This is a genomic window from Streptomyces sp. NPDC049627, assembly GCF_044465645.1.
In the GTDB taxonomy this organism is placed as follows: domain Bacteria; phylum Actinomycetota; class Actinomycetes; order Streptomycetales; family Streptomycetaceae; genus Streptomyces.
The window spans coordinates 327,360-348,335 of sequence record NZ_JBITLW010000002.1 but is presented as its reverse complement, the minus strand read 5'-3'; the positions used below and the strand labels follow the sequence as shown (position 1 = coordinate 348,335).

The window sequence follows — 20,976 nt, the reverse complement described above, 5'->3', positions numbered from 1 at the left end:
GAGAAGCGCAGCCTCCGACCGTCGGCGCGCCGCCGCAGGCATCCCGACCACGCATCCGCGCCGAGTCACACCCCGAGCTCCGCCGGGATCCGCCCCGCCCGCACCGCCGCCACCAGTGCCGCATGGTCCGCCTCCGTGCGGTCGGCATAGGTGACGGCGAATGTGGCGATCGCCTCGTCCAGTTCCTCGTTCTTGCCGCAGTATCCGGAGATCAGGCGCGGGTCGGCGCTGTGGGAGTGGGCGCGGGCCAGGAGGGCGCCGGTCATGCGGGCGTAGTCGTCCACCTGATCGGCGGCCAGGGCGGCCGGGTCGACGCTGCCCTTGCGGTTGCGGAACTGGCGCACCTGGAAGGGGCGCCCGTCGACCGTCGTCCAGCCCAGCAGGATGTCGCTGACCACCTGCATCCGCTTCTGCCCGAGGACCACGCGCCGCCCTTCGTGCGCCACCTCCGGCACCTCGAAACCGGCCGTCACCAGGTGCGGGACGAGGGCCGAGGGACGGGCCTCCTTCACCTGGAGGACCAGCGACTCGCCCCGGTGGTCCAGGAGCAGGACGACGTACGAGCGGGTGCCCACGCTGCCCGTGCCCACCACGCGGAACGCCACGTCGTGCACCGCATGGCGGGAGAGAAGGGGGTGACGGTCCTCGGAGAGCGTGGCGACGTAGCTCTCCAGCGACGCCGCGACCGCCGCCGCCTCCGCGTCCGGCACCCGGCGCAGTACCGGCGGTGCGTCGACGAACCGGCGGCCGCCGTCCTCGGTCGGCTCCGTCGACTTCGCCGCGAAGCGCCCGCTGGTGTTGGCCCGCGCCTTCTCCGCGACCCGCTCCAGCGTGCCGAGCAGGTCATGGGCGTCGGTGTGGGAGACGAGCTCCTCGTCCGCGATCGCGTTCCACGCGTCCAGCACCGAGAGCTTGGCCAGCAGCCGCATGGTGCGCCGGTAGGCACCTACCGTGTCGTGCGCCGCCTTGCGGCACGCGTCCTCGTCCGCACCCGCCTCCCGGCCCGCGAGCACCAGCGAGGCCGCGAGCCGCTTGAGGTCCCACTCCCAGGGGCCGTACAGCGTCTCGTCGAAGTCGTTCAGATCGATGACGAGTCCGCCGCGCGCGTCGCCGTAGAGACCGAAGTTCGCCGCGTGCGCGTCACCGCAGATCTGGGCGCGGATGCGGGTCATGGGGGTGCGGGCGAGGTCGTACGCCATGAGCCCCGCCGAGCCGCGCAGGAACGCGAAGGGCGTCGCCGCCATCCGGCCGACCCTTATCGGCGTGAGCTCGGGAAGCCGGCCCAGGTTGGACTCCTCGACTGCGGTCACGGCGTCGGGCCGGGCGGCGTCCAGATCGAGAACCGCGTGCTCACCGCGCGGGACCCGCCTGCGCAGCGCCTTGCCCTCCTCCTTGGGCGACCCGCCCCCGGGCCACTCGGCGAAGCCGCCCACCCGGGGCAGCCGGCGCACCACGGGTCGCGGTGCCGCTCCCGCCTCCGACTCCGACGTCAGGGCAGCCGCCTCCGCCGCAGTCTCCGCACCGGCCTCGGTCATGGCGACCGCCTCCCCCGCTCACACACGAACATCAACTCGTGCCGACGTTACCGCCGGTGGCCGAAACGCGTCAGACCCTGTGGACAACTCCACCGATGTGGAAAACGCGGTTGTGGAAAACACGCTGTGGAAAACCGGCACGGTCCCTGCACGGAGCCACGGCCTCAGCACCCCTCCGGCCGCTCCCCCTCGGCCAGATACTTCTTCGCCCACCCGCCCAGCTCGTCCAGCGCGGGCTCCAGTGCGGCACCAGCCTCCGTCAGCCGGTACATGACCCGCAGCGGCGGCCCTTCGTACACCTCGCGTACGACGAGTCCCGCGGCGGTCAGCTCGGTGAGCCGGTCGGACAGCATCCGCTCGCTGATGCCGGGAATCGCCCGGCGCAGTGCGACGAAGTAAGCGGGCCCCGCGGTCAGGACGGACACGATCGGGCCGGTCCAGCGCTTTCCGAGCAGCTGGAAGACGCGGGTGATCCCCTCGTCCACCCGCTTGCAGCGCGCTACGTCGTGACTCTGCTCACCCACCGCCATGCGTTCAGGGTACTGCTCTCCCGTAGGGGGGTGAAAAAAAGTAAGTGACTGTGTTATCCATAGTCGAGTACGAACTTTCAGTCCCTCGTTCTGGAGATCCCCATGGCAACGCTCCTGCACATCGACTCCTCGGTCTTCCCCACCGACGCCTCTGCCTCCCGCGCCGTCACCGACGCCTTCCGCCGCACCTGGCAGGAACAGCACCCCGAGGGCACGGTGATCCACCGCGACCTCGCCACGAGCCCCGTTCCGCACATCACCGCCCACGCCCACACCGCCGGCTTCTCCGATCCGGCCACGCACAGCCCCGAGCAGGCCGCCGCCTTCGCGGAGCGCCTGAAGCTGATCGAGGAACTGGAGCGCGCGGACGCCGTGCTGATCGGCGCCCCGATGTACAACCTGACGATCCCGTCGACGCTGAAGGCCTGGCTGGACAACGTGGTCCTGTTCGGCCGTACGGCGGGCAACGCCCAGTCGGTCAAGGGCACCCCGATCACCGTCGTCGCCAGCCGCGGCGGCGCGTACGGGCCGGGCACGCCGCGCGAGGGCTACGAGTACGTGCAGAACTACCTGTCGGCGATCCTGGCCGACTTCCTCGGCGCCGACGTCGAGTTCATCGTCCCCGAGCTCACCATGGCCCCGGCCAACCCCGAGATGGCCGAGCTGGTCCCCCTCTTCGAGGCCTCCCGTGAGCGCGCCCTGGACGAGGCCGCCACGAAGGCGAAGCGGCTGGCGCAGCGGCTCGCGGCCTAGGCGGCCCTGCAGTCGCCGGAGCCGCCTGGTGGCACGCGCGCGTAGGGCCTCGTTCCAGCGGGACGGGACGTACGCGCGCGTGTACGCGAGCCCGCTGCGCCCGCGCGAGTCGGCCTCGGCCACCACCCCTCACCGGGAATCGCCGACTCCGTGTACGCCCCTGTCGATCCCTCTGTCGATCCCCGTGCCGACTCCCGTGCCGACGACCGAGGCGCGCCGATCCGGGTGCTGCCCCACCGACGGCAGACACAGCGCCACGACCAGTCCGATCACCGCGAACCCCGCGACCCGCGCCGGACACGCCCCTTCCCTCACGCACGCCCGACCCCCACGAACCGTTCGCCCCGCACCAACTGCCCCACCCTCCGAGCAGCCGTCACCAGCTCCGCGCGCCGGAACCACGCGGCAAGGACCAGCGGGTAGACCAGGTATCCGAACCGGGTCGCCGGGATCAGGCACATCGCCGGCCCCAGCCCGATCGCCAGCCGGTCCGCGGCCGCGACGACGGTCCGGGGCGGGCGTACCGCCAATGACACCGCCACGCCGACGCGGCCGCCGCGAGGGCGGCCATGGCGAGGACGGAGCCGCCGGGGACGTACGTGGCCAGCAGATGTCCGGGCAACGGGCTGGCCGCCGGCGAACGCACCCCGCCCTCGCCGAGCGGAAAGAGCACCACGTGCTCGACGAAAGCGCGCGGATCGGCCAACGCCACCGGCACCACGGCCGACGCGGCCACCAGTACGGCGACGACCCCGGCCCGTACGGCCACCCACAGCCCCGCCGTCACCGCGAGCAGCACCAGCCCCACCGGCAGCAGCGGCCAGGCGGTCCACTTCAGCGCGGCCGCGGCCCCCATCGCCAGCCCCGCCGCCGTACCGGATCCGCCCCGACCGGCCAACGCCAGTCCCAGACACATCAGCCCGATCACCGGCAGATCGATCCCGCCGACGGCCAGCGGCAGCGCGACGGCCGGAAAGGCCGCGAGGAGCAGTACGGCGTCCACGGCCGATGCCTCGTATCCCGCGCCCCTCCTGCCCTGAGTCCAGCTCCGCCGCAGGGAGTTACGGCCCGGCCTCCGCGCTGCGACCAGCAGGCACGCCAGGAACGCCGCACAGAACCACACCCGGGCATCCGCGAGCGGCGTACCGCCGAACAGCACGTGGGGTATCCCGAAGAGCGCCATGCCGGGCAGGTACGGGTCGTAGTCGTCGACGTCGGCCGGGTGCGGCACGTACGGGCTGCCCGCGTCCAGCAGCAGGACGCCCGAGTGCTCGACGACATGCACCTCCGACTGCGCGGAACCGACCGCGACCATCAGCGTCAGCGGCACCACGACGGATCCGAGCAGCGCGGCCATCGCACTGCGCCTGCCCCACGGGCCCGGCGACCGACGGGCGAGCTCGGCGGCGACGGCGTACCCGACGGCCGCGCAGGCTCCCCAGACGCGGTGCGGAGTGAGCGCCGTGACCAGGGCCAGGACGAGGGCGAAGCCCGCGCATCCGAGCCAGAACAGCACGTCCGTTCGCACGCGGGCACGCGTGCGTGGAGCCTGGCCGGACGACGCACGGCCGCGGTGAAGGGCCTTGTGCCGTACGGGAGGAGCGAGGGCGGAGAGAGTCTCGGGTGGCATCGGTGGGCTCCTGGGGAAGGGGAGCCCCAATCTCGCGCCGGGGCAGGGCCGGCCACCTCGGCCGAAGGGCCACCGTTCACGGCCCTTGCGACGGGCGGCTCAGCCGAAAGACCGACCGATCGACCACGATCACGGCACGGCACAATCACCCCATGCATCTGATCTCTGTCGTTCTCGTCGCCCTCATGGCGCTGCTGCACGCCTACATCCTGGTCCTGGAGATGTTCCTGTGGCAGCGCGGCCCGGGCCGCCGCTTCTCCGGCTTCGACGCCGAGCTCGCCCGCTCCACCGCGAAGCTGGCCGCCAACCAGGGTCTCTACAACGGCTTCCTGGCCGCGGGCCTGGTCTGGGGCCTGATAGCCGACGACCCGACCGGTTACCGCGCCCAGATCTTCTTCCTGTCCTGCATCGTCGTCGCGGGCGTCTACGGCGCGGCCACCGCCAACCGCCGCATCCTCTTCGCCCAGGCCCTGCCGGCCGCCGTGACCCTCGCCACGGTCATCGCGGCCGGCTGACCAGGGCCGTGACCTGAGAGCTTCGTCACAGGTCACGGCCGCTGCGGAGGTCTGCCGAGGGGCAACGTGTCGAACGCAACAGAAAACAAAAGAAGAGGCGGCATCGTGATTACGATGCCGCCTCTTCGACGGTGCGCGAGGGGGGAGTTGAACCCCCACGCCCTTGCGGGCACTGGAACCTGAATCCAGCGCGTCTGCCTATTCCGCCACCCGCGCATTGGGTGTGTCCTCCGGCTCCCTGCCCCTTGGGGCCTGGCGCCTTCCGACACCCAGAACATTAGCACGCCGTCCAGGGTGGATTCACATCCCTTATCCCCAGGCAGCCGCCGTGCAGCGGGCCGTACAACCGCCGTGCGCCCGCCCACCAGCACAGTCGGCACCCGCCCCCGGACGCCGCCCGGCTCGCGGCGCCGCCCGCTCCGTATCAACGAGTACCTGTTCACGTATCAACCTCGTACCGGTACCGCCCATCTCCCCAGGAGCAGGTCCAGGTCCACAGTCAGGTGCGGGACACTGGTTTGCGGCCGCCTCTACGATCCATGGCAAGACTGTGTCCGTGCGGAGTTCGAACGGGAGCTCCACAGGGAACTTCGAGGGCGTCGACACCCGTCGACCGGGCCGACAGGGGGAACCAGCCGATTGACCGGCGCGTGGATACGATCAGTAAGCAGTACCAGGTAAGGCAGTACCCGCCCGGCGGGATGCAGGACGAAGCAGGCTACGGAGGAGGTGCCCCATGGGAGTCCTGAAGAAGTTCGAGCAGCGTCTCGAAGGTCTGGTCAACGGCACCTTCGCCAAGGTGTTCAAGTCCGAGGTCCAGCCCGTGGAGATCGCGGGAGCGCTCCAGCGCGAGTGCGACAACAACGCGACCATCTGGAACCGCGACCGCACGGTCGTCCCCAACGACTTCATCGTGGAGCTCAGCGCGCCGGACCACGAGCGCCTGAGCCCCTACTCCGGCCAGCTCGGCGACGAGCTCGCCGGCATGGTCCGCGACTACGCCAAGCAGCAGCGCTACACCTTCATGGGCCCGATCAAGGTCAACCTGGAGAAGGCCGACGACCTCGACACCGGCCTGTACCGCGTGCGCAGCCGTACGCTCGCCGGCTCCACCAACCAGCAGGGCCAGGCCCCCGCACCCGCCGCCCCGGCCGGGCGGCCCGGCGCCCCGGGCGGCTACGGCTACCCGCCGGCCGCCGCGCCCGCGGGAGCCCCGCCCATGCCGGCCGCGCCGCCCCCCGGCGGCCGCCCCGGCGGTTACGGCTACCCGCAGCCCGCGGGCGGCCAGCGCCCCACGGCCCCCGCGGCCGGCGGACGCACCCGCTACTGGATCGAGATCAACGGCACCCGCCACCAGATCTCCCGCGCGACGCTGGTGCTGGGCCGCAGCACCGAGGCCGACGTGCGGATCGACGACCCCGGCGTCTCCCGCCGGCACTGCGAGATCCGGACCGGAACGCCCTCGACGATCCAGGATCTCGGCTCCACCAACGGCATCGTGGTGGACGGGCAGCACACCACCCGCGCTACGCTCCGCGACGGCTCGCGGATCGTCGTGGGCAGCACCACCGTTATCTATAGGCAAGCCGAAGGGTGAAGCGGGGGCAATGTCAGAGCTGACCCTCACGGTCATGCGGCTGGGTTTCCTGGCCGTCCTGTGGCTGTTCGTGATCGTGGCCGTGCAGGTCATCCGCAGCGACCTGTTCGGTACGCGTGTCACCCAGCGCGGATCGCGCCGCGAGGCCGCCCGACCGCAGCAGGCCGCCCGGCAGGCGGCACCTCCCCAGCAGCGCGGCCAGCAGGGCGGCGGCCGCCAGCGCCGTAACGCCCCCACCAAGCTGGTCGTGTCCGAGGGCACCCTCACCGGCACCACCGTCGCGCTGCAGGGCCAGACCATCACCCTGGGCCGGGCGCACGACAGCACGATCGTGCTGGACGACGACTACGCCTCCAGCCGGCATGCCAGGATCTACCCGGACCGCGACGGCCAGTGGATCGTCGAGGACCTGGGCTCCACCAACGGCACGTACCTCGACCGAACGCGGCTGACGACCCCCACACCGATTCCGCTGGGCGCGCCGATCCGCATCGGCAAGACCGTCATCGAGCTGCGGAAGTAGTGCTACATCATGATTAGGCGCGAGCGGAGCGAGCACGCAGCGGAGGACCGCACGACGGGCCCCGGCGCGCTCCCGACCGGAGGGTGGGCACCGTGCGGATGTACCCGGAGCCGACAGGCGAGGTGCGCATGAGTCTGTCACTGCGCTTCGCCGCCGGATCGCACAAAGGCATGATCCGGGAGGGCAACGAGGACTCCGGATACGCCGGACCCCGCCTGCTCGCCATCGCCGACGGCATGGGCGGCGCCGCCGCCGGCGAGGTCGCCTCCTCCGAGGCGATCTCCACCATCGTCGCCCTCGACGACGACATCCCCGGCTCCGACGTCCTCACCTCCCTCGGTACGGCCGTCCAGCGCGCCAACGACCAGCTGCGCGCCATGGTCGAGGACGACCCGCAGCTCGAAGGCATGGGCACCACGCTCACGGCCCTGCTGTGGACCGGACAGCGCCTCGGCCTCGTCCACGTCGGCGACTCACGCGCCTACCTGCTCCGCGACGGCGTCCTCACCCAGATCACCCAGGACCACACCTGGGTGCAGCGCCTCGTCGACGAGGGCCGGATCACCGAAGAGGAAGCCACCACCCACCCGCAGCGCTCCCTGCTGATGCGCGCGCTGGGCAGCGGTGACCATGTCGATCCCGACCTGTCCATCCGCGAGGTCCGCGCCGGCGACCGGTACCTGATCTGCTCCGACGGCCTGTCCGGAGTGGTGTCCCACCAGACCCTGGAGGACACCCTCGCCAGCTACCAGGGCCCCCAGGAGACCGTCCAGCAGCTCATCGAGCTCGCGCTGCGCGGCGGCGGCCCCGACAACATCACCGTCATCGTCGCCGACGTCCTCGACCTCGACACCGGCGACACCCTCGCCGGACAGCTGCACGACACCCCGGTCGTGGTCGGCGCCGTCGCCGAGAACCAGAACCACCTGCACGACAACGGCATCATGCAGACCCCCGCCGGACGCGCCTCCGGGCTCGGCCGCCAGGTCCCCGGACAGGGCGGCGGCGAGTTCGGCCCGCCCGGCTCCGGCGACGTCACAGGGTTCATCCCGACCGACGGCTTCGGCTACACCGACGACGACTTCGTCAAGCCCCGCAAGGGCCGCAAGTGGCTGAAGAGATCCTTCTACATCGCGCTCGCCCTCGGTGTGATCGGCGGCGGCCTGTACGGCGGCTGGCGCTGGACGCAGACCCAGTACTACGTCGGCACCAACGACCAGCACGTCGCCCTGTACCGGGGGATCAGCCAGGACCTGGCCTGGGTGTCGCTGTCGAAGGTCGAGAAGGACCACCCCGAGATCGAACTCAAGTACCTGCCGCCGTACCAGCGGAAGCTCGTCGAGGAGACCATCGCCGAAGGCGGCCTGAAGGACGCCCAGACGAAGATCGACGAGCTCGCCGTACAGGCCTCCGCATGCAAGAAGCGGTCCGAGCAGCAGGCTGCCGAGAGCGAGCAGAACTCCAAGACGGGCGAGGGCGAGGCCGGAGGCACCACGGGAACCACCCGTACCTCCCTTACGTCCAAGGCGACACCGACGCCGAACCCGTCGGCGTCCAAGTCCGCCAACCCGAACCCGTCCACCTCCACCTCCCCGACACCAACTGCGACGCCGAACCCCGGCCCCACACTCTCGGAGGAAGAGCAGAAGGTCGTCACGAACTGCGGCACGCAGTAGGCAAGCCGTGAGAGGCCCCGTCACACGATGAGCAGTACTACGAACTCGCCGACGCACCACACATCCACGATCGGCGCGATCGGCGCGCCGAGCCGGCGCAACACCGAACTCGCGCTCCTGGTGTTCGCGGTTGTCATCCCGGTGTTCGCCTACGCCAACGTGGGCTTGGCCATCAACGACCAGGTGCCGCCCGGACTGCTGAGCTACGGGGTGGGGCTCGGGCTGCTGGCCGGCATCGGCCATCTCGTCGTACGCAAGTTCGCGCCGTATGCGGACCCGCTGCTGCTGCCGCTCGCGACGCTGCTGAACGGGCTCGGGCTCGTCGCCATCTGGCGGCTCGACCAGTCCAAGCTGCTCCAGCAGATCGGACAGGCCGGCAGCGCCGCGCCGCGCCAGCTGATGTACACGGCGTTGGGTATCGCGCTGTTCGTCGCTGTGCTGATCTTCCTCAAGGACCACCGCGTCCTGCAGCGCTACACCTACATCTCCATGGCCGGAGCGCTGTTCCTGCTGCTGCTGCCGCTGGTGCCGGGCCTCGGCAAGAACCTCTACGGCGCCAAGATCTGGATCTCGGTCGCCGGATTCTCCATCCAGCCCGGCGAGTTCGCGAAGATCGTCCTCGCGGTCTTCTTCGCCGGCTACCTGATGGTCAAGCGCGATGCCCTCGCCCTCGCCAGCCGCCGCTTCATGGGCCTGTACCTGCCGCGCGGCCGCGACCTCGGGCCGATCCTGGTCGTCTGGGCGATCTCGATCCTCATCCTGGTCTTCGAGACCGACCTCGGTACGTCGCTGCTGTTCTTCGGAATGTTCGTCGTCATGCTGTACGTCGCCACCGAGCGGACCAGCTGGATCGTCTTCGGTCTGCTGATGTCCGCGGTCGGCGCCGTCGGTGTGGCCTCCTTCGAGTCGCACATCCAGCAGCGTGTCGATGCCTGGCTCGACCCGATGCGCGAGTACACCCTCAGCCGGCAGGGCGTCGGCGGCCACTCCGAGCAGGCCATGCAGGCCCTGTGGGCGTTCGGCTCCGGCGGCACCCTCGGCACTGGCTGGGGCCAGGGCCACTCCGAGCTCATCCGGTTCGCCGCCAACTCCGACTTCATCCTCGCCACCTTCGGCGAGGAGCTCGGCCTGGCCGGCGTCATGGCGATCCTGCTGATCTACGCCCTGATCGTGGAGCGCGGCGTGCGCACCGCCCTCGCCGCCCGCGACCCGTTCGGCAAGCTGCTGGCCGTCGGCCTCTCCGGCGCTTTTGCGCTCCAGGTCTTCGTCGTCGCCGGCGGCGTCATGGGCCTGATCCCGCTGACCGGTATGACGATGCCGTTCCTGGCGTCCGGAGGTTCCTCCGTCATCGCCAACTGGGCCCTGATCGGCATCCTGATCCGCATCAGCGACACCGCGCGCCGCCCGGCCCCCGCCCCGGCCCCCAACCCCGACGCCGAGATGACCCAGGTGGTCCGCCCGTCATGAACAAGCCCCTGCGCCGGATCGCCATCTTCTGCGGCCTGTTGATCCTCACCCTGCTCATCCGCGACAACTGGCTCCAGTACGTCAAGGCCGACACCCTGAAGGACGACCCCGACAACCGCCGCGTCCTCATCGCCCGCTACGCAACGCCCCGCGGCGACATCATCATCGGCGGCAACCCGATCACCGGGCACAAGGAAACGACGACGGGCGACTTCAAGTTCAAGCGCACGTACAAGAACGGCGCGATGTGGGCGCCCGTCACCGGCTTCGTCTCGCAGGCCTACGGCGCCAACCAGCTGGAGTCCATCGAGGACGGCATCCTCAGCGGCACCGACGACCGGCTCTTCTTCCGCAACACCCTCGACATGATCACCGGCAAGGACAAGGAGGGCGGCAACGTCGTCACCACCCTCAACGCCGCCGCGCAGAAGGCCGCCTACAACGGCCTGAAGAGGCAGGGCGGCAAGGGTGCCGTCGCCGCCATCGAGCCGTCCACCGGCAAGATCCTCGCGCTCGCGTCCTTCCCGTCGTACGACCCCTCCACGATCGCCGGCGGCAGCAAGTCCGACGAAGAGGCCTGGGCGAAGCTCCAGAAGAAGAACAACCCCGACGACCCGATGCTCAACCGGGCGCTGCGCGAGGTCTACCCGCCGGGCTCCACCTTCAAGGTCGTCACCGCGGCCGCGGCGCTGGAGAACGGCCTGTACACGGACGCGGACCAGAACACCAGGACGCCGCTGCCGTGGACCATGCCGGGAACCACGACCGAGCTGAAGAACGAGGGCAACATCCCCTGTAAGAACGCCACGCTCCGGGTCGCTCTGCGGTACTCCTGCAACACCGTCTTCGGCAAGGTCGGCTCCGACCTCGGCAACGACAAGATGCTGGAGGAAGCCAAGAAGTTCGGCTTCACCGAGGAACAGTTCACCCCGATCCGCACGAGCGCGTCGGTCTTCCCCGACGACATGAACCCCTCGCAGACCGCGTTGTCCTCCATCGGCCAGTTCAACACCGCTGCCACCCCGCTGCAGATGGCCATGGTCGCCTCGGCAGTCGCCAACGACGGCACGCTGATGAAGCCGTACATGGTCGACGAGATCCAGACGAACAACGTCGACCCCATCGAGAAGACCACTCCCGAGGAGCTGAGCAAGCCGCTCTCGCCGGACAACGCGCAGATCCTGCAGTCGATGATGGAGACGGTCGTCCAGGACGGCACCGGCAAGAACGCACAGATCAACGGCGTCAAGGTGGGCGGCAAGACCGGCACCGCCCAGCACGGTGTCGACAACAGCGAGAACCCCTACGCGTGGTTCATCTCCTACGCCAAGCTCGCCGACGGCAGTTCGCCCGTCGCCGTGGCCGTGGTGATCGAGGACGACAATGCGGTCCGCGACGACATCTCAGGTGGCGGCCTCGCGGCCCCCATCGCCAAGAGCGTCATGGAGGCGGTCATCGGCAACAAGAAGTGACCCCGCTCACGTCCCCTTCACAACGGTGCACGTTGCGATACCGGTCCTGTATCGGGTTCTGGGCTTGGCCAGGTCACACAAGATGAGCCGGGTACGGTATGCCCGGACGGCACACCGACACACCCACAAGGGTGAAGTCGGGACCGACGGAGAGGGCTGGTAGGTAGCTATGGAAGAGCCGCGTCGCCTCGGCGGCCGGTACGAACTGGGCCAGGTGCTCGGTCGTGGTGGCATGGCGGAGGTCTACCTCGCGCATGACACCCGCCTCGGCCGCACCGTGGCAGTGAAGACGCTGCGCGCGGACCTCGCGCGCGATCCGTCCTTCCAGGCCCGGTTCCGCCGGGAGGCCCAGTCGGCCGCCTCGCTCAACCATCCCGCGATCGTCGCGGTCTACGACACGGGCGAGGACTACATCGACAACGTGTCGATCCCGTACATCGTCATGGAGTACGTAGACGGCTCGACGCTCCGCGAGCTGCTCCACTCCGGCCGCAAGCTGCTGCCGGAGCGCGCCATGGAGATGACCATCGGCATCCTCCAGGGCCTGGAGTACGCCCACCGCAACGGCATCGTCCACCGCGACATCAAGCCGGCGAACGTCATGCTGACCCGCAACGGCCAGGTCAAGGTGATGGACTTCGGCATCGCCCGCGCCATGGGCGACTCCGGCATGACCATGACGCAGACGGCCGCGGTCATCGGCACCGCCCAGTACCTCTCACCGGAGCAGGCGAAGGGCGAGCAGGTCGACGCGAGGTCGGACCTCTACTCGACCGGCTGCCTCCTCTACGAGCTCCTGACGGTCCGCCCGCCCTTCGTCGGCGATTCCCCGGTCGCGGTCGCGTACCAGCACGTACGGGAGGAAGCACAGCCCCCGTCGGTCTTCGACCCCGAGATCACGCCCGAGATGGACGCGATCGTCCTGAAGGCGCTGGTCAAGGACCCGAACTACCGCTACCAGTCGGCCGACGAGATGCGTGCCGACATCGAGGCCTGCCTCGACGGCCAGCCCGTCGCCGCCACGGCCGCCATGGGCTCCGTCGGCTACGGCGGCTACCCCGACGACCAGCCGACCACGGCCCTGCGCCAGGCGGACGCCGGCGCCACGTCGATGCTGCCGCCCATGAACCCCGACGACGGCGGCTTCGGCTACGACGACCGCCCGGACCGGCGGCGCCAGAAGAAGTCCAACACGTCGACGATCCTGCTGGTCGTGGCGGCGGTGCTGGTGCTTGTGGGTGCGGTGCTGATCGGCCGGTGGGTGTTCGACGGCAAGAACGCGGGCAACGAAACAGTCCCCGTACCCAACCTGGTGGGCCAGACCGAGGCCAGCGCCAAGCAGTCGCTGGAGAACGTCGACCTCAAGGTCGGCGAGATCACGCCGAAGGCTTGCGAGAAGCAGCCCAAGGGCCAGGTCTGCGACCAGGACCCCGACTTCAACACAAAGGTCCCGAAGAACTCCACCGTCAATCTGGTGGTGTCGACCGGTGCCCCGAAGGTCACCGTGCCGAACGTCGAGGGCCTGACTTTCGAGAAGGCCAAGGCCGACCTCGAGGGCAAGGGCTTCGTGGTCGAGAAGGAGACCGAGGAGTCCGACCGGAAGGCCGGCATCGTCATCAGCCAGGACCCAGAGGGCGATACGGAACAGGAAAAGGGCACGACGATCACCCTCACCGTCGCCAAGGCGAAGGCGCAGTCCACGGTTCCGGACGTCACTGGGAAGTCCTGTGACGAGGCGAAGGCCCAGATGTCGGCCAACGAACTGGTCGGCACCTGCATCGATGTGGAGACCCAGGACCCGAACCAGGTCGGCAAGGTCATCGACACCAACCCGGCGATCAACTCCCAGGTCCCCAAGAACTCGCAGGTGCAGATCCGGATCGGCAAGGCCGCCGAGCAGGAGCAGGTGCCAGTACCGACCGTGACCCAGCTGTCGGTCAAGGACGCCAGGAAGGCCCTGCAGGACGTGGGCCTGACGGTGGGCAGCATCACCGGCTCCTCGAACGACCAGGCCATCGTCTTCCAGCAGGACCCGCAACCGAACACCCCGGTTGCCAAGGGCACAGCGGTCAACCTGGTCGCCTTCGACCAGGGCGGCAACAACAACGGCGGCGGCGACAACGGCGGCCAGATCTTCGGCGGCGTCACCGGAACGTCGGCCCGCACGGAGGACTGACCCCGACCCACGCGAGTGAGCCCCGGTGCCCTGAGCAGGGCGCCGGGGCTCAGTCATGTCACCGTGAGGAGTTGGAAGCCGCCGGCTACCGGGTTCTGTCAGGTTCAGAACTGAGCTGTTCTCCAGCGCCGACATGCAGAAGTTCGCCGATGCCTCGCGAGCCCTCGGCCAGGTGGATGTCGCGCTGTTCGTCGCCACCTGCAACTTCAGCCACGAAGCTCAGGTGATCGCGGATCTGAGCGGGGTCATCACCGTGAACCGCGACGAACCGGAGCCTCTGTCAGCCGCGCAGTTCCTCCGGCAACGTCCGCTCCGCGTCCACCTTCTCCACCCGCTCCAGCTCCCCCCACACCACATACCGGTACCGACTCGTATACACCGGCGTGCACGTCGTCAGCGTGATGTAGTGGCCCGCCTTCTCCTTCCCCGACTCCTTCGGGACCGCGGAGAGGACCTTGACGTTGTACTTCGAGGTCTCGGGAAGGACGGCGTAGACCTTGTAGACGTACCACTTGTCCTTCGTCTCGAAGACGATCGGGTCGCCCTTCTTGATCTTGTGGATGTTGTGGAACTTGGCGCCATGACCGTCGCGATGGGCCGCGAGCGAGAAGTTGCCCTTCTTGCCGGACGTGGGCAGCGTCGCCTTGACCGGGTCGGTGTAGTAGCCGGCGACGCCGTCGTTGAGGATCTTCGACGACGTGCCCTTCTCGACCAGAATGTCGTCGCCGCCCATGGCGGGCACGTGGAGGAAGCCGATGCCGTTCTTGGAGTCGAACTGGACGGGACGGTCGGAGCCCTCTTGGTGGGCCCAGATGTCGCGGACCTTGTCGGCCTGTTTGTCCGCCGCCCGGTCGGCGATGACGTTCGTCCACCACAGCGAGTAGACGACGAACAGGCCGAGCACCAGGCCCGCCGTGATGAGGAGCTCACCGAAGACGCTGACCGCCATCGCGATCCGGCCCATCCGGCGGCGTGCCGGACGGCGCCGTGACGCAGGGGCGGCCGTGTGTTCTTCCGTGCCCTCGGTGGTCGCTGCCACTTTTCATCTGCCCTTAACTGACGAGCGCATCCGGCTTGCCCTTGCTGCGCGGCCGTTCCTCGACCATCTTGCCCCAGACGATCAACCGGTACTTGCTGGTGAACTCCGGTGTGCAGGTGGTGAGCGTGATGTAGCGGCCCGGCTTGGTGAAACCCGAGTCCCGCGGGACCGGGTCCAGCACGCTCACATTGCTCGGCGACGTCACCGGCAGGACCGACGCCATCTTGTACACGAAGTACTTGTCCTGCGTCTCGACGACGACCGCGTCGCCCGGAGTGAGCCGGTTGATGTACCGGAACGGCTCGCCGTGCGTGTTGCGATGCCCCGCCAGCCCGAAGTTGCCGGTCTTGGCGTCCGGCATCGCCGTCTTCAGCTTGCCCTCGCCGTAGTGGCCGACCATGCCCCGGTCGAGCACCTTCTTGTTGCTGACGCCCTCTGCGATCGGCACGACGACGTCGAGCTTCGGGATGTGGAGGATGGCGAAGCCCTGACCCGGCTCGAAGGTCCCCGGGTTCCGCTTGCCGCTCGCCCAGTCGTTCTGAAGGCTGCTCGCCTCCTTGTCCGCCTGCGCATGCGCCCGGACGTTCGTCCACCACAGCTGGTAGCTGACGAACAGCAGCATCAGCACGCCGGTGGTGATGAACACCTCACCGATCGCCCGGCTGGCCAGGACACCCGCGCTGGGCTTGCGCGCCCGGGCCTGCCGACGGGCCTCCACGCGCGACAGGGGCGCCTGCGAACCCTCCGAGCCACTCTCGGCGGCCTCGGCGGCCTCCGACGCCGTCCGGGAGCCCCCATGGCGCCCGTGACGCCGCTTGGCGGCCTTTCTGCGGGCCGCACGGCCGCCGGTAGGGGTTCCGGTGGCCGACGTGGCGGAAGAGGCGGCAGAAGCCGATATGGCCTCGCCCGCGGGCGGACCCGGGATCCGCAGCGCTACGGTCTCGTCGTCGGGAGGCGGTATGTACGGCTCTGCGTACGGCTCTTGAGACGCGGCAGCCCTCTCACGACCGTGACCGACAGCCTCGTAGCCCTCGGCACCGTGCCCGTCAGTGCCGTAACCGTCGCCGCCATAGCCGTCACCGGGATGCCCCTCGGCGCCGTACCCCTCGGCACCCGGCCCCTGAGCGACGTACCCCTCCCCGCCGTACCACTCCCCGAGCGCACCGGACTCCCCGTACGGCTGCTGCCCGTACGAGGTGCCCTGCTCGCCGGTGTCGCTGTAGGAATCCGTGAAGGACTCCCCGTACGCGGCGCCGGACTCGCGCTCGGGGCGCAGCGCGGTCACGCCGTGGCCCTGCCCACCACCGGGGCGAGCCCCGCCGACCTCGCCACCGCACCCTGGTCGCCGCACTCCACCAGCCAGTTGGCCAGCATCAGATGACCGTGCTCGGTCAGCACCGACTCAGGGTGGAACTGCACACCTTCGACCGGGAGTTCACGGTGCCGCAGACCCATGATGATCCCGTCGTGCGTACGAGCCGTGACCTCCAGCTCGGCCGGCACCGTCTGCGGCTCGGCGGCGAGGGAGTGGTAGCGCGTCGCCGTGAAGGGCGTCGGCAGGCCGGCGAAGACGCCCCTGCCCTCGTGCTCCACCAGCGACGTCTTGCCGTGCAGCAGCTCCGGCGCACGGTCCACCACGCCGCCGTACGCCACCTGCATCGACTGCATGCCCAGACAGACACCGAAGACGGGCACCCCGGTCGAGGCACAGTGCCGCACCATCTCGATGCACACCCCCGCCTCCTCCGGCGTACCCGGGCCCGGCGACAGCAGCACCCCGTCGAAGCCGTCCTGGGCATGCGCCGTCGACACCTCGTCGTTGCGCAGCACCTCGCACTCGGCGCCCAACTGGTACAGGTACTGGACCAGGTTGAAGACGAAGCTGTCGTAGTTGTCCACAACCAGAATGCGCGCGCTCACTCGCCCTCCACCGTCACATCGCCGAAGGGAAGCAGCGGCTCGGCCCACGGGAAGACGTACTGGAAAAGGACGTAGACCACTGCCACGACCAGCACGAGTGAGATGAACGCCTTCACCCACGCATTCCCCGGCAGATGCCGCCAGATCCAGCCGTACATGCCGTCCCTTCCGTCGCACCACGGCACCAGACACACGCCGTACAGCCAACAGACTAACGGCGCAACGCCTCCGGTTTCCCAGCCTCCACAGGCTGTGTGGAGTCCAGATGGGCCCACACGATCAGCCGGTGGCTGTGTCCCCACTCCGGATCACACGTGGTCAGGGTCAGATAGCGGCCCTCACGCGTGTACCCCGACTTACGGGGCACAGCGTCGATCACCTCAATGTCAGTGGGCAGGGTTTTGTAAGGGCCTTTGTCGATCCGATACGTGAACCAGGTCGTTCCATCCGTCAGCACCACCGCGTCACCGGGCCGCAGCCTGGGGAAATCCTTGAAGGGATCGCCGTACGTACGCCGGTGGCCGGCCACCGAGAAGTTCCCCTTCTGACCGAGCTGGGCGGTGTTCGCGTAGTGGCCGAGGCCCTTCTTGAGGGTCTTGGTGGCGGTGCCCTCGAGGACCGGCTTGTTCCACGTGAAACCAAGACGCGGGATGTACATGATCGCGAACGGCTCGTCAGCGGTGTACGGGGCGGGCTTGGGCGGACTCGTCGGCGAGCCCTCGCCCGGACTCACGGGATTGCCGGGTGCCGCGGCCGTCGGCCGTACCGCCCCCCGCGCCCACTGCTCCTGTAACCGATCGATCTGGTCGTCCATGACGCCGTCGGCCTTCACACCCGTCCAGAACAGCACATAGACCACGAAAAGCACGATCACGGTGCCGACGGTGATACACAGCTCGCTGACGGTCCTGACGACAACACGCACCGGCAGCTCCAGAGAAGGCTCACTCCACAGGCTTGGCGTACCGCAGATCCACTGTGCCCGAGTAGCCCGGCAGAGTCACCGTCCCGTCCGCGGTGACTTTCCAGCCGAGGCCGTACACATTGACGTACACCATGTAGTTCTGGATCGCCGACGAGGCCGCGAGCGCCTTCTGCAGCTCCTCCGGATCCCCCACCGCCGTGATCTTGTACGGCGGCGAATAGACCCGGCCCTGGAGAATCAGGGTGTTGCCCACACAGCGCACCGCACTGGTGGAGATCAGCCGCTGGTCCATGACCTTGATGCCCTTGGCACCGCCCTGCCACAGCGCGTTCACCACGGCCTGCAGGTCCTGCTGATGAATGACCAGGTAGTCGGGCTGCGGCTCGGGATACCCCGGCAGCTTGGCCGTGGCATCAGGCGGGGCGTCGTTGAGCGTGACCGTGACCGCCTCGCCCCTCACCTGCTGCGTACCGGCCCTCCGCTCCAGCGCCGCCAGCTTCTCGTCCTCGGCCTTCGTGCTGCCGTCGTCCCGCTCGGCCAGCGCCTCCACGTCATCCCGCAGGGCGGCGTTGGACTCATTGAGCCTGCCGTTCTCGTGGCTGCGCTCCTGGATGAGGTCGGAGAGCTTCAGCAGCGAGGCATCCGTGCGGATATTGGTGCCCTTGGCCGTATTGAAACTGGTGAAGAAAATGAGCCCCGCCAGAGCGAAGACGGCCGCGGTCAGCACCCGCACCGGCCGGAAGCGGCCGCGGACAGGGCTGGATCCCGTCCCGGGGGAGTCGGCAGAATTGCTCAACGTACCCTTATCTCCTTCAGCGCCACGGAAGCACTACGCTAACGGACGCCCGGGGGAGCAATCAGAGTCCCCTTGTACGCTGCCCCGAGCCAGCCCCAGTTCCCTGCGCGGCCACGCAGCGCATCGACAGGAGAGACCCTCGTGCCGAAGTCACGTATCCGCAAGAAGGCCGACTACACGCCGCCGCCGTCGAAGCAGGCGACCGCCATCAAACTGAACAGCCGCGCCTGGGTCGCCCCGGTGATGCTGGCCATGTTCATCATCGGCCTCGCTTGGATCGTCGTCTTCTACGTCACCGACGGTTCGCTGCCCATCGACGCACTGGGCAACTGGAACATCGTGGTCGGCTTCGGCTTCATTGCCGCCGGATTCGGCGTCTCCACACAGTGGAAGTAGCGGTCGAAGCGGCGGCCACCCGGCGGTAAACGCAGCTCTGCCCAGGGGTATCCGGTGAGTTATCCACAGCCGTTTTCCACAGTGTTGAAAAAGAACGACGATCTGTGGATAACCCATCCAGCGTTGACGCCGGTGTGACGGAACTACCAGGCAGCCGCGATCTGTCGAAACTTTGTTCGCCCCCTGTCTGACCTGCGGAAACGACGGTCAGCGACAGGGGGCACAGTTGTTCCTACGCAGTGTGCACAAGATCCGCCACACGCTGTGGACAACCAGGTACGTCAGGTGAGCTGAGCCGTCCTGAGCAGGGTCATGAGCACCACGACGGCCAGCACGAGGGCGCATGTTCCGTACTGCACGAGGGAGCGGTGTTTGCGTGGGGCGTGGACCATCGCGTACCCCGTGATGACGCCGGCGACGAGACCGCCGATGTGGGCCTGCCAGGAGATGTGGAAGCCCGGGGCGAAGGTGAAGAGCAGGTTGATCACCAGCAGGGCGATGATCGGCCGCATGTCGTAGTTGAGTCGTCGCATCAGGACAGCGGTGGCGCCGAAGAGGCCGAAGACGGCGCCGGAGGCGCCGAGTGTGGCCGTGGCCGCTGGGGTGAGGAGATAGGCGAGGGCGCTGCCGGCCAGTCCTGAGACGAAGTAGACGGTGAGGTAGCGGGCGCGGCCGAGGGCTGCTTCGAGAGGGCCGCCGAGCCACCACAGGCTGAGCATGTTGAAGCCGATGTGCCAGGGCTCCTCGTGCGTGAACATCGAGGTGACCAGGCGGTACCACTCGCCTGCCGCGACACCCTCGGTGGGTGTGAACGGCGCCGGGGGCCAGGCGCCGCGGAGAACCAGGTCATTGAGCAGAGTGTCGGACCCTGCCTGTACGGCGATGAACACCGCGATGTTGATCCCGATGAGGATCTTGGTGAACAGGCGGGGGTCGGCGGCGATGGTGCCGCCGGCCAGTGTGCGGGGCTGGGAGGCGGTGGGGGCTTGTCCCGTCCCGGAGCTGCTGCGGACGCAGTGGGGGCACTGGAATCCGACGGACGCGCTGACCATGCATTCGGGGCAGATCGGGCGCTCGCAGCGGGTGCAGCGGATGCCGGTCTCGCGGTCCGGGTGGCGGTAGCAGACGGGCAGGTTCTGGGCGTCCTGCGGGCTGCCTGCCGGCTGATCCATGAGGTCCCCTAGGTCGTCCTGTGCAGTGCACGTCCTCATGCACCGCCCCGCTCATCCTTACGGACGAGCGGGGCGTTTGGTTCCCTCTGGGAGGTGTCGGACTCAGCCTTCGCGGGTCTCGACGACGACCGACTCGATGACGACGTCGTTGAGCGGGCGGTCGGTGCGGGGGTTGGTCTGGGTGCCCGCGATGGCGTCGACGACCTTCTGGCTGGCGGCGTCGGTGACCTCGCCGAAGATGGTGTGCTTGCGGTTGAGCCAGGTCGTCGGGGAGACGGTGATGAAGAACTGGGAGCCGTTGGTGCCCGGGCCGGCGTTGGCCATGGCGAGCAGGTAGGGCTTGTCGAAGCGGAGGTCCGGGTGGAATTCGTCCTGGAACTGGTAGCCGGGGCCACCGGTGCCGTTGCCCAGCGGGTCTCCGCCCTGGATCATGAAGCCGCTGATGACGCGGTGGAAGACCGTGCCGTCGTAGAGCTTGGCCGTGGACTTCTCGCCGGTGGCGGGGTTCGTCCACTCACGCTCGCCCGTGGCAAGCTCGACGAAGTTCTTGACCGTGATCGGCGCGTGGTTCGGGAAGAGCCGGACCTCGATGTCGCCGTGGTTGGTCTTCAGGGTGGCGTAGAGCTGCTCAGCCACGATCTGCCTTCCGTTGTCTTTCCGTGACCCCCCGATCCTTGCATGGACGGTGGCTTGCGTCGCCCGGCTCTTGTGGACCGGCCCGCATCCCTGGTGATCGCTTGCAGAAAACCGGTCGAGAAAGGCCGTGGCGGGGGCGCGCAGCGGCGAACCGTGGCATTGTCGACGACAAGCCCATGTTGACCCGCATTAATCCGTTATTGCACTTGATCAAGTGC

The 20,976-nt window shown here is 68.7% G+C and carries 20 protein-coding genes and 1 tRNA gene; 9 read left to right on the top strand and 12 right to left on the bottom strand.

Translation table 11 applies throughout. From position 1 onward, the window contains the following. Positions 1–65: 65 nt before the first annotated feature. Complete coding sequence (locus ACIBU0_RS06545; protein ID WP_398812556.1) at positions 66–1,535, bottom strand: DUF2252 domain-containing protein; 1,470 nt, start codon at positions 1,533–1,535, stop codon at positions 66–68. Positions 1,536–1,699: 164 nt separating this feature from the next. After that, positions 1,700–2,065 carry a winged helix-turn-helix transcriptional regulator gene (locus ACIBU0_RS06540; RefSeq protein ID WP_398812553.1) on the bottom strand — a complete coding sequence of 122 codons (366 nt, stop codon included), beginning with the start codon at positions 2,063–2,065 and terminating at the stop codon, positions 1,700–1,702. A 102-nt stretch (positions 2,066–2,167) separates the two neighbouring features. Here ACIBU0_RS06540 and ACIBU0_RS06535 point away from each other — a divergent pair, with 102 nt between their 5' ends. Continuing rightward, complete coding sequence (locus ACIBU0_RS06535) at positions 2,168–2,818, top strand: FMN-dependent NADH-azoreductase (protein ID WP_398812551.1); 651 nt, start codon at positions 2,168–2,170, stop codon at positions 2,816–2,818. Positions 2,819–3,269: 451 nt separating this feature from the next. Here the strand turns inward: ACIBU0_RS06535 and ACIBU0_RS06530 are convergent, their stop codons facing one another. Continuing rightward, entirely contained in the window at positions 3,270–4,448 is a 1,179-nt protein-coding gene (locus ACIBU0_RS06530) for a glycosyltransferase 87 family protein (protein WP_398812548.1), read from the bottom strand. Between the two features lie 152 nt (positions 4,449–4,600). Between ACIBU0_RS06530 and ACIBU0_RS06525 the strand changes: the two genes are divergently transcribed. Continuing rightward, complete coding sequence (locus ACIBU0_RS06525) at positions 4,601–4,963, top strand: DUF1304 domain-containing protein (RefSeq protein ID WP_398812545.1); 363 nt, start codon at positions 4,601–4,603, stop codon at positions 4,961–4,963. A gap of 132 nt (positions 4,964–5,095) precedes the next feature. On the opposite strand, the gene ACIBU0_RS06520 is transcribed toward ACIBU0_RS06525, so the two are convergent. Then, positions 5,096–5,179, bottom strand: a tRNA-Leu gene (locus ACIBU0_RS06520). 520 nt (positions 5,180–5,699) lie between these two features. Here ACIBU0_RS06520 and ACIBU0_RS06515 point away from each other — a divergent pair. From ACIBU0_RS06515 to pknB, 6 genes are all read left to right on the top strand, one after another. Further along, positions 5,700–6,560 (top strand): FhaA domain-containing protein, encoded by an 861-nt coding sequence (locus ACIBU0_RS06515; protein WP_398812542.1) that lies wholly within the window; start codon positions 5,700–5,702, stop codon positions 6,558–6,560. Between the two features lie 10 nt (positions 6,561–6,570). After that, positions 6,571–7,083: an FHA domain-containing protein gene (locus tag ACIBU0_RS06510; RefSeq protein WP_003999678.1), complete on the top strand. Its 513-nt coding sequence runs from the start codon at positions 6,571–6,573 to the stop codon at positions 7,081–7,083. Positions 7,084–7,181: 98 nt separating this feature from the next. Further along, positions 7,182–8,759, top strand: a complete 1,578-nt coding sequence (locus tag ACIBU0_RS06505; protein ID WP_398813976.1) for a Stp1/IreP family PP2C-type Ser/Thr phosphatase — start codon at positions 7,182–7,184, stop codon at positions 8,757–8,759. A gap of 27 nt (positions 8,760–8,786) precedes the next feature. Next, on the top strand, positions 8,787–10,226 hold the full coding sequence (locus tag ACIBU0_RS06500) for an FtsW/RodA/SpoVE family cell cycle protein (protein WP_398812539.1): 1,440 nt from the start codon (positions 8,787–8,789) through the stop codon (positions 10,224–10,226). Beyond that, positions 10,223–11,698, top strand: coding sequence for a peptidoglycan D,D-transpeptidase FtsI family protein (locus tag ACIBU0_RS06495; protein WP_398812535.1), 1,476 nt, complete (start codon positions 10,223–10,225; stop codon positions 11,696–11,698). The genes ACIBU0_RS06500 and ACIBU0_RS06495 overlap by 4 nt, the downstream gene beginning before the upstream one ends. A gap of 169 nt (positions 11,699–11,867) precedes the next feature. Continuing rightward, positions 11,868–13,874: a Stk1 family PASTA domain-containing Ser/Thr kinase gene (gene pknB, locus ACIBU0_RS06490; protein WP_398812532.1), complete on the top strand. Its 2,007-nt coding sequence runs from the start codon at positions 11,868–11,870 to the stop codon at positions 13,872–13,874. A 280-nt stretch (positions 13,875–14,154) separates the two neighbouring features. On the opposite strand, the gene ACIBU0_RS06485 is transcribed toward pknB, so the two are convergent. The 6 genes from ACIBU0_RS06485 to ACIBU0_RS06460 are packed head-to-tail and all read right to left on the bottom strand — an operon-like array spanning position 14,155 to position 18,554. Further along, positions 14,155–14,913, bottom strand: a complete 759-nt coding sequence (locus ACIBU0_RS06485; RefSeq protein ID WP_398812530.1) for a class E sortase — start codon at positions 14,911–14,913, stop codon at positions 14,155–14,157. Between the two features lie 13 nt (positions 14,914–14,926). Beyond that, positions 14,927–16,198 carry a class E sortase gene (locus tag ACIBU0_RS06480; RefSeq protein WP_398812527.1) on the bottom strand — a complete coding sequence of 424 codons (1,272 nt, stop codon included), beginning with the start codon at positions 16,196–16,198 and terminating at the stop codon, positions 14,927–14,929. Then, a complete protein-coding gene (locus tag ACIBU0_RS06475) occupies positions 16,195–16,833 on the bottom strand; it encodes an aminodeoxychorismate/anthranilate synthase component II (protein ID WP_398812524.1) in 639 nt (212 codons plus the stop codon). The genes ACIBU0_RS06480 and ACIBU0_RS06475 overlap by 4 nt, the downstream gene beginning before the upstream one ends. Then, on the bottom strand, positions 16,830–16,991 hold the full coding sequence (locus tag ACIBU0_RS06470) for a hypothetical protein (protein ID WP_398812521.1): 162 nt from the start codon (positions 16,989–16,991) through the stop codon (positions 16,830–16,832). Before ACIBU0_RS06470 ends, ACIBU0_RS06475 begins: the two co-directional genes overlap by 4 nt. A 53-nt stretch (positions 16,992–17,044) precedes the next feature. Next, complete coding sequence (locus ACIBU0_RS06465; protein ID WP_398812518.1) at positions 17,045–17,758, bottom strand: class E sortase; 714 nt, start codon at positions 17,756–17,758, stop codon at positions 17,045–17,047. A gap of 19 nt (positions 17,759–17,777) precedes the next feature. Next, on the bottom strand, positions 17,778–18,554 hold the full coding sequence (locus tag ACIBU0_RS06460; RefSeq protein ID WP_398812515.1) for a DUF881 domain-containing protein: 777 nt from the start codon (positions 18,552–18,554) through the stop codon (positions 17,778–17,780). 141 nt (positions 18,555–18,695) lie between these two features. On the opposite strand from ACIBU0_RS06460, the gene crgA reads away from it, so the two are divergent. Continuing rightward, positions 18,696–18,950 (top strand): cell division protein CrgA, encoded by a 255-nt coding sequence (gene crgA, locus ACIBU0_RS06455; RefSeq protein WP_384765806.1) that lies wholly within the window; start codon positions 18,696–18,698, stop codon positions 18,948–18,950. Positions 18,951–19,231: 281 nt separating this feature from the next. Here the strand turns inward: crgA and ACIBU0_RS06450 are convergent, their stop codons facing one another. Both ACIBU0_RS06450 and ACIBU0_RS06445 read right to left on the bottom strand, forming a co-directional pair. Further along, positions 19,232–20,122, bottom strand: coding sequence for a rhomboid family intramembrane serine protease (locus tag ACIBU0_RS06450; protein ID WP_398812511.1), 891 nt, complete (start codon positions 20,120–20,122; stop codon positions 19,232–19,234). Positions 20,123–20,224: 102 nt separating this feature from the next. Then, positions 20,225–20,758 carry a peptidylprolyl isomerase gene (locus ACIBU0_RS06445; protein WP_398812508.1) on the bottom strand — a complete coding sequence of 178 codons (534 nt, stop codon included), beginning with the start codon at positions 20,756–20,758 and terminating at the stop codon, positions 20,225–20,227. Positions 20,759–20,976 lie beyond the last annotated feature (218 nt).